This is a genomic window from Neisseria mucosa, assembly GCF_013267835.1.
Taxonomy (GTDB): domain Bacteria; phylum Pseudomonadota; class Gammaproteobacteria; order Burkholderiales; family Neisseriaceae; genus Neisseria.
The window spans coordinates 315,931-334,483 of record NZ_CP053939.1; the positions used below are offsets into that span (position 1 = coordinate 315,931).

Sequence of the window (18,553 nt, forward strand, 5' to 3'; positions counted from 1 at the left end):
AGAAAGTTAATGATAGTGGCAATCGGAGAATGTTGGGTTGATATATGGCAAACATTTATCGAACAATCATTTTTGATTAAATGATTTCAATAAGAGGGTTGATTGTCTTTGTTGTCACTTTGAATAAGGGAGGCCGTCTGAAATTTCTTTCAGACGGCCTGTTTTATTTGATTATGTTGTAAAAAGTCTAAACTCTAATGAATAAAAGTGTTTCTCAAGATGAAAGTAGTTGTTTGTAGCATTAGAAAACATTAATATTGCTGAACGTGTTTTCACGAGATTTTAACTTTGTTTTGGAGAGAATAATGAAAAAATCGATTATCGCTTTGGTTATTGCCGGTTTGCCGCTGGCTGCATCTGCAGAAGTGATTCTGTATGGTCAAATCAAAAGCAGCGTGACCGTCGGTCAGGTCAAAATCAAAGGTGACGCAGGTTCTGAAACCAGCTCTACCGCAACCAGCATCAATGACAATACCTCCCGCATCGGTTTCAAAGGCAGCGAGAACTTGGGCGGCGATTTAAAAGCCATTTGGCAAGTTGAACAAAAAACGGCCATTACCGGCGGTTCCCAAGGTTTTGCCACTCGTGACTCCTTCATCGGCCTGCAAGGTAACTTCGGTAAGATTCGCGCCGGTAAACTCAGCAATATGTTGAACGAAATGGACACCATCGATCCATGGATGTACAAAACCAATGCCGCAGGCTTGGGCATCTTTACCCGTACCGGCAATCGTAACGCCGCCGTACGCTACGACAGCCCGGATTTCGGCGGATTCAAATTCAACGTGTCTTACGCACCGCGCGACAACCGCAATCCTTCAGACAAATACACGCACTCCAAACCGGCCAAAGACCAATACACCGGCGGCGTGAGTTTCTCTAAAAACGGCTTTACCGCCAATGCGGCTTACGGCCACTACAACGGTGCGTACACCGACAAATCAGGCAAAGTCAAAGCGGCGCAAATCGCCAAAGTCGAAACTTATTACGATAAAGACAATCTCTTTGTCGGTGGCGGCGTACACTATGCCAAAGGTCATGAGACAGGCAACGAATATTTAGGTTATTTCACCGATGGTTTTAATCAGTACAAGGGTAGTGACATTACTGCCGACTCAGGTAAAGAGGAAGCCGTGAAAGTGGTTGATGCAGCGGTAACTGTCGGCTACAAATTCGGCAACGTGACCCCACGCATTACTTACGCGCACGGCTGGCCTGCCAAGGGCGTGAACAGTGGCGAAAAATTGGTGGATAAATTCGACCAAGTCGTTGTCGGCGGCCAATACACCTTCAGCAAACGCACCGGCGTAGTCGCCCAACTGGCGTATCTGAAAGTCGGCAACAAAACCCGTCTGACTGCAGCCAACAAAGGCGGTATTGAACAAAAAGCCGCTTCTGTGGGCCTGTATCACAAATTCTAGGCCGTCTAGAAAGACAAGGCCGTCTGAAAAATTTCAGACGGCCTTTTTGTTGATTAAACAGGTTTATTTGTCGTGGTTGCTCAGCGTGGTACCGTGACGGCCGCCGCGTTCTTTCAAACGTTGCACCAAGCCTTCGACCGTTGTCGGCATGCCGTCGATACAGAATGCCTGATACAGCGCAGTGTGCAGGGCATCGTTGCGGCTGAACGCATTGCCGATCAGCTTCCAATCGCCTTTGCGCGGCTCAATCCAGCGGCGGTTTACTGTATCGCCGTAAGCGAATACTTTGTAAGACGAACGCTTGTCGTTGCTGTAAGTAAAGGATGTGCGGGCGCAATAGAGGCCTTCGACGGAGAGGTTGTCGTAGCCTTTGTCGGAGCGAACGTTCAAGACGTAGCGGATACTGTTGTCCGGCGCAGGCATGATTTGCAGGCTGCTGAGCAGGATTTTGGGCTGCTTGCCGTAGGTTTCGTTGACATAGAGGTCGAACCAATCGCCCGATTGGGTATCGGGCAGGGGCGGCAACTCGGCTTTGTGTTCTTTAAATTCTCGTGCGGCAACTTCTTCAGGGCTTTCCTGATAACGCGTGTTGGTCAGCGTATCTTTTTGGCTGAAACCCAAAGCAAATGCTTGAGTCGCGGCAAGGCTGAGAGCGAGAAGGGCAAAACGGCGCATAGACAGCTCCAAAGTGAAAAACGGCTTTATTTTATGGGCTTGCAGGGTGGGGTGCAAGTAAGTGCGGTATAATTGACGTTAATTCTGATTAATATGACGAGTTTTCATACTAAGGACATAGCGGTAAAAATACAGGAAGGTTAATCGATCGCAAAGCAGCTTTGAAACAGCGATTAAATCGATAATAAGATAAATGCTAAGGGGAAAATATGAAATTAGACAATGTACTAAGTGAGTTAGTAGAACTATATTCAAGAACAACCCCATTTCCTTCAAATAAATTAGAATTTTCATTTGAAGAGCTGGATATTTCATCCTCATCTTTTCAAGGGGAGCTTTTATATTATTATCAGCATGTCCAAATGAAGGGAGATTGTTATTTTGGAAATAGTAATTTCAATTTAATATTGCTGCCTTTATATTCCGAATTTACAACAGTCGAACATTGGGCTTTGCAAGATTATGAAGAATTTATAGATGGGAAATATCAAATTTTTGCTTGTACAGATAGTGATGCCATTATTTTTTGCGATATAACTCATTCAATGTCTCCTGTATATGCAGGAAGACCAGGAGATCCGGATTTTTATCAGTTGAGTAATAGCCTGACAGAATTTTTTATGTTTTACATTGCTTTCACAAAGATGCAACAAGAAAGAGAATTTGAAAAATCTACTGAGTATTTTGCGGAAACAGCCATATTGATTGAAAAATATATTTCTGAAAATTCACAAAATACAGCAAAAAAATTTCTTTTACATTAAAAATGCTGAATTCCATAAAATAGTTAAAAGTTAAATTTATCATTGCGTTAGTTATAGCTGAATAGTTGTGCCGCTGTTGGTAACGCGGCAATAAAACCTAACCCCAATACACCTATGGAGCCTTATGAATACACAAACTCTGGATGTCATCGGTTTGAAATGCCCGCTGCCGATTTTGCGTGCCAAAAAAGCTTTGGCGCAAATGCAGGAGGGTGAAGTGCTGACCGTATTGGCCACCGATGGCGGTGCGCCCAGCGATTTTGAAGCGTTTTGCCGTCAGACCGGACATGTTTTGTTGGAATCGAGCGAGGCCGACGGCGTGTTCAAGCTGGTGTTGAAACACAAATAAAGGCCGTCTGAAATGTCTAAAGCCGTCGCGTTGTCTGCCGTCGTATTGGCTGTTTGCCTGAGTGCATGCGGCAATGAAGGCGTTTCGCCGCAGAACGCTGCCGATTATGCTCAAAATGTAACCGACTTATTCCGCCAAAGCTGTGTGGCCGCAGACGGCGATACCGCCCTTGTCGGCGAGTTCGCCAATGCCAACAAATTGATTTTATTGTCGAAAAAAGATATTGCCGATTTGCCTGCCGGAATGATGGATTTGGAGGCATTAAGTATTTGGAAGAAAACGGTAAACGGCGCAGATTATTATTTAAGCCTGACTGAAGACAGTTGTAGCGTGCGTACGGCTAAAGCCGACGATCATCTGATTTTCAAACAATTTTTGGCTTTAGCAGAAAATCCGCCGCAAGGTTTGAACGCTGAATTGCGTGCCGATAATTTGTCGGAAGCCCCGTTGCCTATGCGTCAGATTTCCTACGCATGGCGCGCGTCCGGCAGTCCGAAAGAAACCTTGCTGACCGTCAAAACAACGTCGTCCGAGCATTTTCCGGTACAGGCTGTTTTTTATTTGACCCATCATTCTTACGACAATAAGGCCGCCGTTTTACCTTAGACCGGTTGACGATTGGAATATCAAATCAATACAAACCATTCCGCCGAATAAAGGCCGTCTGAAACATTATCAAACCAAACCACTCGAAAGTAAGCTATGCAAACCCTGACCATCATCCGCCCCGACGATATGCACCTGCACCTGCGCGACGGCGACGCGCTCAAAGCCGTAGCCCCCTATACCGCCCGACAAATGGGCCGCGCGGTTATCATGCCCAACCTCAAACTGCCCGTCGTCAGCGTTGCCGATGCCCAAGCCTACAAAGCGCGCATTATGGCCGCCCTGCCTGAAGGCAGCGCGTTTGAGCCGTTGATGACGCTTTATTTGACCGACAACGCCACGCCCGAACTCGTGCGCGAGGCCAAGGCTGCCGGTATCGTGGCTTTTAAACTCTATCCTGCAGGCGCGACCACCAATTCTGATTCCGGCGTGACCGACTTGTTCAAACTGATTCCCCTGTTGGAAGAAATGGCGAAACAGGGCATTTTGTTCTTGGTTCACGGCGAAGTCACCGATCCTGAAATCGATATTTTCGACCGCGAAGCCGCCTTTATCGAGCGCGTGATGAAGCCCATTTTGGCGCAAGTACCGAATCTTAAAGTCGTGTTCGAACACATCACCACTGCCGAAGCCGCCCGCCTGGTTTTGGAAGCAGGCGACAACGTTGCCGCCTCCGTGACGCCGCAACACTTGCTGCTCAACCGCAACGACCTCTTGGTCGGCGGCGTGCGCCCTCATCATTTCTGCCTGCCCGTACTCAAACGCGAAACCCACCGTCAGGCTTTGGTTGCCGCCGTTACCGGCGATAAGGCGCACAAATTCTTCCTCGGTACGGACTCTGCGCCACATGCCAAAACTGCCAAAGAAAATGCTTGCGGTTGTGCCGGTATGTTCAGCGCGATGACCGCCATCGAGCTTTATGCCGAAGTGTTTGAGAAAGCAGGTGCGTTGGACAAACTGGAAGCCTTTGCTTCTCAAAACGGCCCGCGTTTCTACGGCCTGCCTGAAAATTCTGATACCATCACCTTGGTCAAACAAACGCAAACCGTTCCTGCCAGCGTGCCTTACGGCGATGGCGAACTTGTACCGATGAGGGCCGGCGGTGAGATTGAATGGACGGTGCAATATTAAATTTGCTGTCAATGAGACATAAAAAGAAACAACCTGCCTGAAAGGGCAGGTTGTTTTTTATGGTCGTTCAGACGGCCTGTTATGGGGAGGAAAGACAGACGAGGCCGTCTGAAAACCGGATTAGAGTGTGCGTTTATTCGGTCAACATGGGTTTCAGCGCTTCCCAAGCCTGCGGCAGTTGGGTAAAGCCGTCCGAAGCCATCAAATGGCCGCCTTCGGGAATATGGGTAACAGGGCTTTTGAGCTTGGCCGCCATATCCAAAGTCAGTTCGGGCGGAACATGGGTGTCGTTGTCGGAAACCAGGCAGTGTTTGGGCATGTCGATTTTGCGCAGGATGTCGAAATCGGGGGACGCTGCTTTAATGTAGGCATCGAGCGCAGGTAAGGGCGGCAGCGTATTGGCAAAACCGGCGGCAAGCAGCAGGCCGCCGATTTTTTGCGGCTGTTGGCGGCTGAGGAAGTGAAGGAGGGTAATGCAGCCGAGGCTGTGGCCGACTAGGAAGGTATGGGCATCGGGCTTGCCGATGTGCTGGTCAAGGGTAAACTGCCACGCGGTCGTGCTTGGTTTGTCGGGATTGGGCATGGCGAGGGAGATTGCTTGTGCGCCGGTGCTTTTGATTTGGGCGCAAAGCCAGTCAAACCAGTTGCCGTGCGGATTGCCTTCAAAGCCATGTACGATATAAACGCGTCGGTTCATGTTTCTCCTCCTTCAGACGGCCTGAGATTTTTGTCTAAATCTCTGCCTGCAAGTGTTTATTATACCATGTTTGTTTATGTTTTATTGTTTGTCGCTTTGTCAGGATTTTTGATTAAGCTTTTGTTGTTAAATGATATTTGCAAGAATAATAAAGCAAACAACACGGTAGGGGCGGAAGGCTTTGCCGTGTTGTTCGGGTTTGAAATATATAGGGGCCGTCTGAAAAAACGGTTTAGAAATAGCCTTGTTTTTTGCGCTCTTCCATTGCCGCTTCCGATACGCGGTCGTCCATGCGTGTGGCACTGCGTTCGGAAATGGTCGCGGCGGCGGTTTCCGCAATGATGTCTTCGGGTGTGGCGGCGGTGCTGGCAACCGGGCAGGTACAGGAAATATCGCCGACGGTACGGAAGCGGACATCGCGGATTTGGGCAACTTCGCCTTCGCGTTTTGGGGTCAACGGGGTAACGGGAACGAGCAGGCCGTTGCGTTCGACAACTTCGCGCTTATGGGTGTAATAAATCGGCGGCAGGGCGAGTTTTTCGCGTGCGATGTATTGCCAGATGTCCAATTCCGTCCAGTTGGAAATCGGGAATACGCGCATGTTTTCGCCTTGGAACAGGCGTGTGTTGTAGAGCGACCATAATTCAGGACGTTGGTTTTTGGGATCCCATTGGCCGAACTCGTCGCGGAAAGAGAAGATGCGTTCTTTGGCGCGCGCTTTTTCTTCATCGCGGCGTGCGCCGCCCATCAGCGCATCAAAGCCTTGTTCTTCGATGGTTTCAACCAGTGTAACGGCTTGGGCGGCGTTGCGCGAATCGGTTTCGCGGCGCAAGACGACGCTGCCTTTGCGGATGGATTCTTCTACGCTGCCGACCACAAGTTGTACGCCGGTGCGGGCGACCGTGTCGTCGCGGAACTGGATGACTTCAGGGTAATTGTGGCCGGTATCGACGTGCAGGAGTTTGAACGGCAGTTTCAGCGGGCGGCCTTCGATTTGGAAGGCTTTGACGGCAAGCGCCAGCAGGACGACGGAGTCTTTGCCGCCGGAAAACAGCAGGGCCGGGTTTTGGGCGTTGGCAATCACTTCGCGGATGATGTAGATGGACTCGGCTTCGAGCCAGTCGAGGTGGTGGTTTTGGATGGACATTTTTTCTCTCTTTGCAATCTTGGCGATAGCCGATACTTTAGTGAGGCCGTCTGAAAAAGGGAAAGAATGGTTTGTTTGTTGCAAAGATGTTTTTGTTATATTGCCCGAGTGTGTTTTCAGACGGCCTTTGCGCTTTAACTTATTTTTAACCCGATTTCTCTGACGAAGCGTCTGTCTTCGCGTACACTTTGGTTTTTTAGAAATGAGAATGGTTTATGTATCACGGCGAGAGATTTAATGCGTACAGCCATTTGGCCGGTTTCTTATTGGCAGTGGCGGCGTTGGTGCTGATGCTGGTGAAAGCGGTGGAATCGGCGGACGGCTATCGGATTGCCGGTGCACTGACTTACGGAATCTGCCTGCTGCTCCTGTATTTGGGTTCAACCTTATACCACAGTATTCCGCAGCCGAAGGCCAAGGCGATTTTGCAAAAGGTCGATCATTGCATGATTTATCTTTTGATTGCAGGCAGCTATACGCCGTTTACGCTGATTACCCTTCACGGCGGCTGGGGTTGGTCGCTTTTCGGCGTGTCGTGGGGGCTGGCTTTGCTGGGCATTGTTCAGGAGCTGACGATCGGGCGCAAAAGCGAGAAGCGGCTGCTGTCGATGGTGATTTATGTGTTGATGGGCTGGCTGATTGTGGTGGCGGTATGGCCGCTGATACAGTCGCTTTCGGCGGGTGGATTATTTTGGCTGGTGTTGGGCGGCGTATTGTACAGCGTGGGGATTTATTGGTTTATCAACGATACGAAAATTCGCCACGGCCACGGTATTTGGCACTTGTTTGTCTTGGCAGGCAGTTTGACGCAATTTATCAGCATTTATTTTTATGTGTTGTAGTTTCAGACGGCCTGAAATAAAAAACCTCTCAGTTTGACTGAGAGGTTTTTGTTTGTCGTTAATCAGGGTTTTTGTCGTGGAATTCGTGGAATTCATAGTTGTAGGTCAGCTCTTTGCCGGCTTTGGTTTGCGCCAGATAGTCGTCGTAAACCGCACGGATTTCCTTACGCAGCAGGAAGAGGGCGATTAAGTTCGGCAAGACCATAAAGCCGTTGAACATATCGGACATGCTCCAAACCAAATCCACTTTGCCCAATGTGCCCAATACGATGGCCACCAAAACCAGTGCGCGGTAGATGCCCAAATGTTTGCCGCGGAACAGGAAGCGGATATTGGATTCGCCGAAGTAATACCAGCCGATGATGGTGGTAAAGGCGAAGAAGGTCAGACAGACGGCGAGCAGTTGCGAACCGAAACCCGGGAAGGCTTTGTTAAAAGCCAGTTGGGTAACCGCCGCGCCGGTCTCGCCGGAGAGGTTGGCGTCGGTCAGCAGGATAATTAGCGCGGTTGCCGTGCAGACCATCAGCGTATCGATAAAGATACCGATAAACGCGGCCATACCTTGTTGCACAGGGTGTTTGACGTTGGCGGTTGCATGAGCGTGCGGGGTCGAACCCATACCGGCTTCGTTAGAAAACAGGCCGCGTGCCACGCCGAAACGGACGGCCTCGCGCATACCGATACCGGCCGCACCGCCCAATACCGCTTCAGGATTGAAGGCGGCAACAAAAATATGGCTGAACATCGGAATAATGTGGTCGGAGAATTTGAACAAAATAATCACGGCACATAAGATGTAAATCACCGCCATAAACGGCACGACAAATTGCGCGATACCGGCAATGCGGTTGATGCCGCCGATGATAATCAGGCCGGCGAGTACGGCCACAGCAATACCGACTGCCATCGGCGGAATATTAAAAGCCAAATTCATGGCCGAGGCGATGGAGTTGGATTGGGTTGCGTTGCCGATGAAACCCAGCGCGATAATCAAGGCGATGGAGAAAAAACCGGACAGAAAACGTGCCGCGCCCCGGCCGATTTTCGGGGTCAGGCCGTGCGTGATGTAAAACGCAGGGCCGCCGATGTATTTGCCGTGGCTGACCACGCGGTATTTTTGCGCCAAAACGGCTTCTGCAAAAATGGTAGACATGCCCAAAATGGCAGACAACCACATCCAAAAAATGGCACCCGGGCCGCCGGCGGTAATCGCAGTGGCGACACCGGCAACGTTACCGGTACCGATTTGCGCGGAAATCGCCACGGCAAGCGCTTGGAATTGAGACAGGGATTTGCCTTCGTGGTCTTTGTCTTTTTTACTGAACAAGCCGCCGAAAACGGATTTGAAACCCGTTCCTAATTTGGTAATTTGCGGTGCGCCCAAGTACAGGGTAAAAAACAGGCCGATGCCGATTAAGGCATAAATCAGCAGGTAGTCCCAAAGAACCAGATTGACTGCACCCACCAGAGCAGACAATATTTCTTCCATAATAAAACCTTTAATAAAAACAATAAAAAGAAAATGATACGGGCAACTACTCCCGTTCATTTTCGCGGTTGGCAACAAGGGCGAGCAGGCCGTTTTGCCGTTTAATACCGGTTAAGTTGTCAACAATCCTGACCGATTTTGTCATCATACCGTAAACCTTCGTGAATTAAAACGAAAAACTGACAAAGGTTTGCCGCAAATATGCATCTTTAAAAAAGATTCTTTGTTTTTCAGACGGCCTGTTTTTGCAAATATTCGGGCCGTCTGAATATTTTGGCTAAAGACAACTTATGATAAAATGCACGCCTTACAAATAAAGCACATCCCGCCTCAGCGCGTGAAAAAACGAAAGGAATCAATATGGCAGGTCATAGTAAGTGGGCAAATATCCAACACAAAAAAGCCCGACAAGATGCCAAACGCGGCAAAATCTTCACCCGTCTGATTAAAGAAATTACCGTTGCTGCCCGCATGGGCGGCGGCGATCCCGGCGCGAACCCGCGCCTGCGCCTGGCTTTGGAAAAAGCCGCCGAAAACAATATGCCTAAAGACAACGTGCAACGTGCCATCGATAAAGGTACGGGCAATCTGGAAGGTGTGGAATACATTGAGTTGCGTTACGAAGGCTACGGCATCGGCGGCGCGGCTTTGATGGTGGACTGTCTGACCGACAACAAAACCCGTACCGTTGCCGACGTGCGTCATGCGTTCACTAAAAACGGCGGTAACTTGGGTACTGACGGTTGCGTAGCGTTCAACTTCGTGCATCAAGGCTATTTGGTGTTTGAACCGGGCGTTGACGAAGATGCGCTGATGGAAGCGGCTTTGGAAGCCGGTGCGGAAGACGTCATCACCAACGACGACGGTTCCATCGAAGTGATTACCGCGCCAAACGACTGGGCAGGCGTGAAAGCGGCATTGGAAGCCGCAGGTTACAAATCCGTTGACGGCGACGTTACCATGCGCGCCCAAAACGAAACCGAGTTGAGCGGCGAAGATGCGGTTAAGATGCAAAAACTGATTGACGCATTGGAAGATTTGGACGACGTACAAGACGTTTACACTTCTGCCGTGTTGAATCTGGACTAAACAGTTTAAAGAACAAAAGGCCGTCTGAAATTTCAGACGGCCTTTTTATATCGAAACCAATCAGATTTTTCTGGTTTTCAACCAAGCCCAAAGCAGCAGCAATACCACGAAGCTGAAATACAAAATACTCCACACCGGCAGGGCGACGCCGAATAGATAGTCCGGCTCGGCACAGTTGCCAAAGCCGCGGACGATGGGTTCAAACCAATCGAACAAAGGCCAGTCGCGCAGGCGGAAGGTCCAAGGTGCGCCGCAAGAAGGAGCGGTGCCGGGCGGCAGGCTTTGCAACCAAATTTGATAGGCGGCGACACCGGCGCCGTAAACGGCCGGAGCGGCAATCAACAATGCCGAGAGCGAACGGGCAAATTTGGAAGACTGCGAACTGAACGCCGTAACAATGGCCAACAGCCCGACACCCAATACGCACAAGCGTTGCAGGATGCACAATACGCACGGGTTCATGCCCAAAACGTATTGGGAAATAAAGGAGCCGCAGGCGGCAAATATGGAGAGGACGACTAAAAATAAAACAGTCTTGCGGAAAAAGTTCATCACATAAAACCTTTCAGACGGCCTGGACGCAAAACAGCCGATAAATAATGTTTACTTTAACACAAAACGCATATGCTTTTTTGGGTTTGACGGTTTTTTGCGTATGTTTGTTGATGTTGCGTAACCATATACATAGAAACAAAATGTGTCGTACAGAAAAGGCCGTCTGAAATGTTCAGACGGCCTTTAAGGGAGAGACGTTTTATTTTTTCCCGTGAGATTTTTTGACATCTGCTTCAGTAATCGTACCGCCGCCATTATTAAAGGCGTTCATGATGTAAGTGGCAACGGCGGCAACATCGGCATCATTGATGGCGGTAGAAGGCATGAAGCCGTTGTAGGGTTTGCCGTTCACTTTAATCGGGCCGTTGATGCCCTTGGTCATGCTTTGCAACAGGACTTGAGGTTTTTTGTTGATATAGTCGGACTGGAACAGTGGCGGGAACATGGCGCCACGGCCTTCGCCCTTTTTGCCGTGGCAGGCGGCGCAGTTGGTTTCGTAAATCTTTTGTCCTTTGCTCATCAGCGTGGCATCAGCGGCAAAAGCGGTTGGGAGGCTGAGTGCGGTCAGGAGGAGCAGGATGGGGCGGAGTGCAGTCATGATGTGTTCCTTTTTGAGTCGTGTTTTTGATGGCTACACGCTTGGTTTGCGTTTGAATAACTTGATGATAACGCTAAAGGCCGTCTGAAAGTGGATTTTTCAGACGGCCTTTGGTTTAGGTCAAATCCAGCCTTGCAGATTGGCCCGGCTTAATTGGGCAAGTGCGGCAATCCAGTCGGCGGAATCGTTGAGGCAGGGGATGTAACGGTATTCTTTGCCGCCGGCGGCGTGGAATTGTTCGCGTCCCATAATGGCGATTTCTTCCATGGTTTCGAGGCAGTCGGCCATGAAACCGGGGCAGAAGACGTCGAGTTTGGTCGTGCCTTGTTTCGGAAGTTCATCAAACAGGGCTTGCGTGCTGGGCTTGACCCATTGGGATTTGCCAAACTGGCTTTGGAAAGAAACGATGTATTCTTGTTCGGACAAGCCCAATGCCTGCGCGAGCAGTTTGGCGGTATGGTGGCACTCGTCAGGATAGGGGTCGCCGTCGTCATGATGCTTTTGCGGAATGCCGTGGAAGCTCAACATCAGTTTTTCGCCGCGTCCGTTTTGGGCCCAATAGGCTTCGATGTGCTGCTTCATGGCTTGAATATAAGCGGCATCGTCGTAGTAACGGGAAATAGTGCGGACGCTCATTTGGTTGCGTTGCAGCAATAATTCTTGGAATACTTTGTCCAAAGCCGCGCCGGTGGAAGAGCCGGCATATTGCGGATAAAGCGGGATGACCAGCAATTTGCCCACGCCTTGGGCTTTGAGTTCCGCCAAAACGTCGGCAACGCTCGGGTTGCCGTAAGTCATGGCATGACGGACGATGACATCAGGCAAATGTTTGGCCAGGGCTTCTGCCTGGCGGTGTGTGTAAACCTCAAGCGGCGAACCTTCTTTAAACCAAACTTTTTCATAGGCATGCGCGCTTTTTTTCGGGCGAAAGGTCAATACCAAGCCGCGCAATATCGGTTGCCATAAGAGCTTGGGCAATTCGACAACGCGTTGATCGGACAGAAATTCTTTCAAGTAGGGCTTGACTGCGGCAGCAGTGGGCGCGTCAGGCGTGCCGAGGTTGAGCAGCAGGACGGCGGTACGGTTTTGTGCGGTGTAGGCTAGGGCCGGTTCGGTATGGAAACGGGACATGGTTGTGCTTTATTAATGAAGAATATTGAGGCCGTCTGAAAAGTAGTTTGAATCAAAACCTGGTTTCAGACGGCCTTTAAAAGGATTAATCCACACCACGGGCGCGGTTTTCATGGAATTGCGCCTGCCAATCGGCAAATTTGCCTTGTTCGATGGCTTCGCGCATTTCTGCCATGATGACTTGGTAGAAGTGCAGATTGTGGATGGTGTTGAGCTGTGCGCCCAAGATTTCGCCGACTCGGTGCAGGTGGTGCAGGTAGGAGCGGCTGAAATTCTGACAGGCGTAGCAGGTGCAGCTTTCATCAATCGGACGCTTGTCGAGTTTGTGTTTGGCGTTTTTGATTTTTAAATCGCCAAAACGGGTAAACAGCCAGCCGTTACGCGCATTGCGGGTGGGCATGACGCAGTCGAACATATCCACACCGTGTGCCACGCCGTACACCAAGTCTTCAGGCGTGCCGACGCCCATCAAATAATGTGGCTTGTGTTCCGGCAGGATAGGGCCGACAGCGCGCAACATACGGTACATTTCAGGCTTGGGTTCGCCAACGGACAAGCCGCCGATGGCCAAGCCGGGGAAGTCGAGTTCTTCCAAACCTTTCAGCGATTCTTCGCGCAAATCTTCATACATCGCGCCTTGTACAATGCCAAATAACGCATTCGGGTTTTTCAGGTCTTCAAAAGCCTTTTTGCTGCGTTCCGCCCAGCGCAGGCTCATTTGCAGCGATTTTTGCGCTTGGCTGTGCGTTGCTTCGCCAGGGGTGCATTCGTCCAACTGCATCACGATGTCGGAATTCAATACGGTTTGGATTTTCATCGACACTTCGGGCGAGAGAAACAGTTTGTCGCCGTTGATCGGGCTTTGGAATGTACAGCCTTCTTCGGTCAGCTTGCGCATATCGGACAACGAGAATACTTGAAAACCGCCCGAGTCGGTCAAAATCGGCTTGTCCCAGCCGATAAATTCGTGCAGGCCGCCGAATTGTTCGATGACTTCCAAACCTGGACGCAGCCACAGATGGTAAGTGTTGCCTAAGATGATTTGCGCTTTGATGTCATGCAGGTTTTGCGGGTTCATCGCTTTGACCGAACCGTAAGTGCCGACCGGCATAAATACCGGCGTTTCGATTTTGCCGTGGTTTAGTTCCAAAGTGCCGCGTCGGGCATGACCGTCTTTTTTGTGTAAGGTAAATTTGAGCATAATAATAAGAGATTGGACGTTCGCGTGTGTGCGAAATGAAAGGGCAGATTATAAAGGATTTTTCGTTGGTTGACGGCTGGATTTTATCTTTGTCAAAACAATGCTTCAGACGGCCTGAATGATAGAAGAAATAAAAAATGAGGTATAAATCAAACAAAAATATCCAGGCCGTCTGAAAAGTATTTACAGATGCTTGCAAAAGGGAACACGCTTCGTTACAATAAGCGACTTAGATGAAGGCACATAGCTCAGTTGGTTAGAGCACCACCTTGACATGGTGGGGGTCGTTGGTTCGAGTCCAATTGTGCCTACCAAATTTCCATAACGGCTTTATGCCGTTATTTTTTAATGTTTTGGAGCTTTCTGATGTTGAACATTACCTTGCCGGACGGTTCGGTCCGCCAATATGAATCACCCGTTACCGTGGCGCAAATTGCAGCGTCTATCGGTGCAGGTTTGGCAAAGGCAACGGTAGCAGGCAAGGTTAACGGTAAATTGGTGGATGCTTGCGATCCGATTACCGAAGATGCCCACGTTCAAATCATTACGCCTAAAGATAAAGAAGGCGTGGAAATTATCCGCCACTCCTGCGCGCACTTGGTCGGTCATGCGGTCAAGCAGCTCTACCCTGATGCCAAAATGGTTATCGGCCCGGTCATTGAAGACGGGTTCTATTACGATATTGCAACTGAAAAACCATTTACGCCTGATGATGTAGCCGCCATCGAAGCGCGCATGAAAGAGTTGATTGCACAAGACTACGACGTCGTTAAAGTGATGACGCCCCGTGCAGAAACCATCAAAATTTTCCAAGATCGCGGCGAAGAGTACAAATTGCGTCTGATTGAAGACATGCCTGAAGTGGAAGCAATGGGTATGTATCATCATCAAGAATACGTCGATATGTGCCGCGGTCCTCACGTTCCCAATACCCGTTTCTTGAAAAACTTCAAGCTGACCAAACTGGCAGGCGCATACTGGCGCGGTGACAGCAACAATGAAATGCTGCAACGTATTTACGGTACGGCTTGGGCAAGTAAAGACGAATTAAAAGCCTATATACAGCGCATCGAGGAAGCGGAAAAACGCGACCACCGTAAGCTGGGTAAACAATTGGATTTGTTCCACCTGCAAGATGAAGCGCCGGGTATGGTGTTCTGGCATCCTAAAGGCTGGGCTTTGTGGCAAGTGATTGAGCAGCATATGCGCAAAGAGCTGAATGCTGCCGGCTATAAAGAGGTGAAAACGCCTCAGATTATGGATAAAACCTTCTGGGAAAAATCTGGCCACTGGGAAAACTATAAAGACAATATGTTCGTGACCAGTTCCGAAAAACGCGAATACGCGGTTAAACCGATGAACTGTCCGGGTCATGTGCAAATTTTCAATAACGGCTTGCGCTCATATCGCGATTTACCGATGCGTTTGGCTGAGTTTGGTTCTTGCCACCGCAATGAACCAAGCGGTGCGTTGCATGGTCTGATGCGTGTTCGCGGTTTTGTGCAGGATGATGCGCATATCTTCTGTACCGAAGACCAAATCGTTGATGAAGCACGCGCATTCAATGAGTTGCTGGTTCGCATTTACAAACAATTCGGCTTCCATGATGTTGCCGTGAAGTTGTCCCTCCGCCCTGAGCAACGTGCAGGTTCTGACGAAGTCTGGGATAAGGCCGAACAAGGCCTGCGTGATGCATTGACCGCTTGCGGCGTAGAGTGGGAAGAATTACCTGGCGAAGGTGCATTCTATGGTCCTAAGATTGAGTACCATGTCAAAGATGCTTTGGGTCGTTCTTGGCAGTGCGGTACCCTGCAATTGGACTTCGTATTGCCTGAGCGTTTGAATGCAGAATATGTAACCGAAAATAACGACCGTGCGCGTCCTGTAATGTTGCATCGTGCTATTTTGGGTTCTCTGGAGCGCTTCATCGGTATTCTGATCGAAAACCATGCAGGCTCATTCCCATTGTGGCTTGCGCCGGTTCAAATGGTGATTATGAATATCACTGAAAACCAAGCAGATTATTGCCGTGAAGTGGCTGCCAAGTTGCAGGCAGCAGGCTTCCGTGTCGAATTGGATCTGCGTAACGAAAAAATCGGTTACAAAATCCGTGACAACAGCCAATACCGTTTCCCTTATCAAATCGTTGTCGGCGATAAAGAGAAACAAGAAAACAAAGTTGCGGTACGCCGCAAAGCAGAAGACTTGGGTTCTTTGAATGTAGATGATTTCATTGCACAATTACAGCAAGAAATCACTGATGCCCTCGTCAATCATTAATCTTTATAGGAGTATTCATCATCGCTCAAGAACGCGAAGCACGAATCAATGGTGAAATTACCGCCAAAGAAGTGCGATTAATCAGTGAGTCAGGCGATCAGCTTGGTGTCGTTTCAGTTCGTGAAGCTCTGGCTATGGCCGAAGAGCAAGATGTCGATTTGGTAGAGATTTCCCCGACTGCCAAACCGCCTGTATGCAAACTGATGGATTACGGTAAATACAAATACCAACAAGCCAAGAAGCGCGACGAAGCCAAGAAAAACCAAAAGCAGGTACAAATTAAGGAAATTAAATTCCGTCCGGGTACAGATGAAGGCGACTATCAAATCAAGATGCGCAACATCAACCGCTTCCTTGCCGATGGTGACAAAGTCAAAGTAACATTGCGTTTCCGCGGTCGTGAAATGGCCCACCAACAACTGGGTGCCCAACTGCTTGAGCGCGTAAAAGAAGATTTGGCGGAAGTAGCGCAAATCGAGTCCTTCCCTAAAATGGAAGGCCGCCAAATGGTGATGATGATTGCGCCTAAGAAAAAATAAAGCTATAATCCAAGGCTTATTTCGATTGCCGCTCGAAATAAGGTTTAATTAGCGGCAAAAACCGTGGTATTTTGGGTTTCAAGTGTTTGAAATTTATTTCAAAACCCCCTTATACCTTATCTAATAACGAATGGAGTTTTCCAATGCCTAAAATGAAAACCAAGTCTAGCGCGAAAAAACGCTTTAAAGTACTGGGTAACGGTGGTGTAAAACGCGGTCATGCGTTCAAAAGTCACATCCTGACCAAAAAAACCACTAAAACTAAACGTCAATTGCGCGGCACCGCTATGGTGGATTCACGCGATTTGGCTTCTGTTGCTAAAATGTTGCCCTACGCTTAAGGAGTTTAGAATATGCCACGCGTAAAACGCGGTGTTACCGCTCGTGCTCGTCACCAAAAAGTCTTCGCGTTAGCCAAAGGCTATCGCGGTCGTCGTAAAAACGTTTACCGTGTTGCCAAACAAGCGGTAATGAAAGCCGGTCAATACGCATACCGTGACCGTCGCCAACGCAAACGTCAATTCCGTCAACTGTGGATCGTTCGTATCAACGCAGGTGCCCGTGAAAATGGTCTGTCGTACAGCAAATTCATGAACGGCCTGAAACGCGCTGCTATCGAAATCGACCGCAAAGTATTGGCTGATTTGGCTGTATTCGACAAAGCTGCATTTGCAAAATTGGTTGAAAAAGCTAAAGCTGCTTTGGCTGCTTAATTCGATAAGATTATTTAAAAAGGAAGCTTATGCTTCCTTTTTTCTTTTTTGGAAGAAACTCTATGTAGTTGATTTTCTTTCTTTAAACTCTATTTTTTTATACTGATTTGCGATAAAATAGGCCCCTCTTATCAAACGGATTGGCCGCACTAATACAAAAGGCCGTCTGAACAGGTTTGCAATCAAACCCAACAGACGGCTTTGTTGTTTCAGACGGCCTGCCATCAACAAACAGACGATAAACTACTATGGAAAATGTAAACCGTATCGTTGCAGAAGGTATTGCCGCTATTGAAGCCGCGCAAGACTTCAATGCCTTAGAACAAATTAAAGCACGCTATCTTGGTAAAACCGGCGAATTGACCGGACTTTTGAAAACTTTGGGTCAAATGTCTCCTGAAGAGCGTAAAACCATAGGCGCGCACATCAACGAATGCAAAAATCAGTTTCAGACGGCCTTTAATGCCAAACGCGATGCCCTGAATGAAGCCAAGCTGCAAGCCCAATTGGCTGCAGAAGCCTTGGATATTACTTTGCCGGGCCGTGCACAAGAGCATGGCGGTTTGCATCCAGTGACTTTAACTTTGCAACGAGTGGTTGAGCTGTTTCACGGTATGGGTTTCGAAGTGGCGGACGGCCCTGAAATCGAAGACGATTTCCACAATTTCCAAGCCTTGAATATTCCTGCAAATCACCCCGCACGTGCGATGCAAGATACCTTCTATGTTGAAAACGGCGACGTTTTACGCACACACACTTCGCCTATTCAAATCCGCTATATGCTCGACAAAAAAGAGCCGCCTATCCGCATTATTGCTCCCGGTCGCGTTTACCGCGTGGACAGTGATGCCACTCACTCGCCTATGTTCCATCAGGCCGAAGGTTTGTGGGTAGAAGAGGGCGTAACTTTTGCCGACTTGAAAGCAGTGTTCACTGATTTTATCCGTCGTTTCTTTGAACGCGATGACCTACAAGTACGTTTCCGTCCGTCTTTCTTCCCGTTCACCGAGCCTTCTGCCGAAATTGACATCATGGGCGAAAACGGCAAATGGTTGGAAGTCGGCGGTTGCGGTATGGTACATCCTAACGTGTTGAAAAACGTTAATATCGACCCTGAAAAATATACCGGTTTAGCTTTCGGTATCGGTCTCGACCGTTTTGCCATGTTGCGCTACAACGTCAATGACCTGCGCTTGTTCTTCGATAACGATTTGAACTTCTTGAAGCAGTTTAAATAAATTTCAGATGGTCTTTTGATAGGCCGTCTGAAAAAGTGAATAGATATTACTGATTTCGTCTGATAAAAATTTGTTTCAGACGGCTTGA

Annotated in this window: 20 protein-coding genes and 1 tRNA gene; 13 read left to right on the forward strand and 8 right to left on the reverse strand. The window is 48.9% G+C overall.

Going from position 1 to position 18,553, the window contains the following annotated elements:
* The first annotated feature begins 305 nt into the window (after positions 1–305).
* Complete coding sequence (locus tag FOC66_RS01425) at positions 306–1,421, forward strand: porin (protein WP_003745934.1); 1,116 nt, start codon at positions 306–308, stop codon at positions 1,419–1,421.
* Positions 1,422–1,484: 63 nt separating this feature from the next.
* Here FOC66_RS01425 and FOC66_RS01430 read toward each other — a convergent pair whose 3' ends face one another.
* Entirely contained in the window at positions 1,485–2,096 is a 612-nt protein-coding gene (locus tag FOC66_RS01430) for a CNP1-like family protein (RefSeq protein ID WP_003745936.1), read from the reverse strand.
* Between the two features lie 209 nt (positions 2,097–2,305).
* Here FOC66_RS01430 and FOC66_RS01435 point away from each other — a divergent pair, with 209 nt between their 5' ends.
* The 4 genes from FOC66_RS01435 (at position 2,306) to pyrC (ending at position 4,946) form a co-directional block, all read left to right on the forward strand.
* Positions 2,306–2,860: a hypothetical protein gene (locus tag FOC66_RS01435; protein ID WP_036493555.1), complete on the forward strand. Its 555-nt coding sequence runs from the start codon at positions 2,306–2,308 to the stop codon at positions 2,858–2,860.
* Between the two features lie 124 nt (positions 2,861–2,984).
* The gene (locus FOC66_RS01440; RefSeq protein WP_003745938.1) at positions 2,985–3,209 is read left to right on the forward strand and encodes a sulfurtransferase TusA family protein; all 225 of its coding nucleotides are present in this window, start codon (positions 2,985–2,987) and stop codon (positions 3,207–3,209) included.
* Positions 3,210–3,221: 12 nt separating this feature from the next.
* On the forward strand, positions 3,222–3,815 hold the full coding sequence (locus tag FOC66_RS01445) for an NMCC_0638 family (lipo)protein (protein ID WP_003745940.1): 594 nt from the start codon (positions 3,222–3,224) through the stop codon (positions 3,813–3,815).
* 96 nt (positions 3,816–3,911) lie between these two features.
* Positions 3,912–4,946, forward strand: coding sequence for a dihydroorotase (gene pyrC / locus FOC66_RS01450; RefSeq protein WP_003745942.1), 1,035 nt, complete (start codon positions 3,912–3,914; stop codon positions 4,944–4,946).
* A gap of 133 nt (positions 4,947–5,079) precedes the next feature.
* On the opposite strand, the gene FOC66_RS01455 is transcribed toward pyrC, so the two are convergent.
* Together FOC66_RS01455 and cysD are read right to left on the reverse strand one after the other, a co-directional pair.
* Positions 5,080–5,643: an RBBP9/YdeN family alpha/beta hydrolase gene (locus tag FOC66_RS01455; RefSeq protein ID WP_003745944.1), complete on the reverse strand. Its 564-nt coding sequence runs from the start codon at positions 5,641–5,643 to the stop codon at positions 5,080–5,082.
* A gap of 232 nt (positions 5,644–5,875) precedes the next feature.
* Complete coding sequence (gene cysD / locus FOC66_RS01460; protein WP_269208297.1) at positions 5,876–6,808, reverse strand: sulfate adenylyltransferase subunit CysD; 933 nt, start codon at positions 6,806–6,808, stop codon at positions 5,876–5,878.
* Positions 6,809–7,005: 197 nt separating this feature from the next.
* Here cysD and trhA point away from each other — a divergent pair, with 197 nt between their 5' ends.
* On the forward strand, positions 7,006–7,632 hold the full coding sequence (gene trhA, locus FOC66_RS01465) for a PAQR family membrane homeostasis protein TrhA (RefSeq protein ID WP_003745948.1): 627 nt from the start codon (positions 7,006–7,008) through the stop codon (positions 7,630–7,632).
* Positions 7,633–7,690: 58 nt separating this feature from the next.
* Here the strand turns inward: trhA and FOC66_RS01470 are convergent, their stop codons facing one another.
* Positions 7,691–9,121, reverse strand: a complete 1,431-nt coding sequence (locus tag FOC66_RS01470) for an alanine/glycine:cation symporter family protein (protein WP_003745950.1) — start codon at positions 9,119–9,121, stop codon at positions 7,691–7,693.
* Positions 9,122–9,481: 360 nt separating this feature from the next.
* On the opposite strand from FOC66_RS01470, the gene FOC66_RS01475 reads away from it, so the two are divergent.
* Entirely contained in the window at positions 9,482–10,210 is a 729-nt protein-coding gene (locus FOC66_RS01475) for a YebC/PmpR family DNA-binding transcriptional regulator (RefSeq protein ID WP_003745951.1), read from the forward strand.
* Between the two features lie 60 nt (positions 10,211–10,270).
* On the opposite strand, the gene FOC66_RS01480 is transcribed toward FOC66_RS01475, so the two are convergent.
* The 4 genes from FOC66_RS01480 to tgt all read right to left on the reverse strand — a co-directional run bounded on the left by FOC66_RS01480 (position 10,271) and on the right by tgt (position 13,695).
* Positions 10,271–10,762: a disulfide bond formation protein B gene (locus tag FOC66_RS01480; protein WP_003745954.1), complete on the reverse strand. Its 492-nt coding sequence runs from the start codon at positions 10,760–10,762 to the stop codon at positions 10,271–10,273.
* A gap of 202 nt (positions 10,763–10,964) precedes the next feature.
* A complete protein-coding gene (locus tag FOC66_RS01485; protein ID WP_003745956.1) occupies positions 10,965–11,363 on the reverse strand; it encodes a c-type cytochrome in 399 nt (132 codons plus the stop codon).
* A 120-nt stretch (positions 11,364–11,483) separates the two neighbouring features.
* Positions 11,484–12,494 (reverse strand): ferrochelatase, encoded by a 1,011-nt coding sequence (gene hemH / locus FOC66_RS01490; RefSeq protein ID WP_003745958.1) that lies wholly within the window; start codon positions 12,492–12,494, stop codon positions 11,484–11,486.
* Positions 12,495–12,579: 85 nt separating this feature from the next.
* Positions 12,580–13,695 carry a tRNA guanosine(34) transglycosylase Tgt gene (gene tgt / locus FOC66_RS01495; protein ID WP_003745960.1) on the reverse strand — a complete coding sequence of 372 codons (1,116 nt, stop codon included), beginning with the start codon at positions 13,693–13,695 and terminating at the stop codon, positions 12,580–12,582.
* A gap of 237 nt (positions 13,696–13,932) precedes the next feature.
* On the opposite strand from tgt, the gene FOC66_RS01500 reads away from it, so the two are divergent.
* The 6 genes from FOC66_RS01500 (at position 13,933) to pheS (ending at position 18,465) form a co-directional block, all read left to right on the forward strand.
* A tRNA-Val gene (locus FOC66_RS01500) sits at positions 13,933–14,009 on the forward strand.
* Positions 14,010–14,061: 52 nt separating this feature from the next.
* Positions 14,062–15,975 (forward strand): threonine--tRNA ligase, encoded by a 1,914-nt coding sequence (thrS, locus tag FOC66_RS01505; RefSeq protein WP_003745962.1) that lies wholly within the window; start codon positions 14,062–14,064, stop codon positions 15,973–15,975.
* 17 nt (positions 15,976–15,992) lie between these two features.
* On the forward strand, positions 15,993–16,514 hold the full coding sequence (gene infC, locus FOC66_RS01510; protein WP_079453755.1) for a translation initiation factor IF-3: 522 nt from the start codon (positions 15,993–15,995) through the stop codon (positions 16,512–16,514).
* Between the two features lie 143 nt (positions 16,515–16,657).
* Positions 16,658–16,855: a 50S ribosomal protein L35 gene (rpmI, locus tag FOC66_RS01515; protein WP_003675505.1), complete on the forward strand. Its 198-nt coding sequence runs from the start codon at positions 16,658–16,660 to the stop codon at positions 16,853–16,855.
* A 12-nt stretch (positions 16,856–16,867) separates the two neighbouring features.
* Complete coding sequence (gene rplT / locus FOC66_RS01520) at positions 16,868–17,227, forward strand: 50S ribosomal protein L20 (protein ID WP_003745965.1); 360 nt, start codon at positions 16,868–16,870, stop codon at positions 17,225–17,227.
* Positions 17,228–17,475: 248 nt separating this feature from the next.
* Positions 17,476–18,465: a phenylalanine--tRNA ligase subunit alpha gene (pheS, locus tag FOC66_RS01525; RefSeq protein ID WP_003745968.1), complete on the forward strand. Its 990-nt coding sequence runs from the start codon at positions 17,476–17,478 to the stop codon at positions 18,463–18,465.
* The last annotated feature ends 88 nt before the right edge of the window (positions 18,466–18,553 follow it).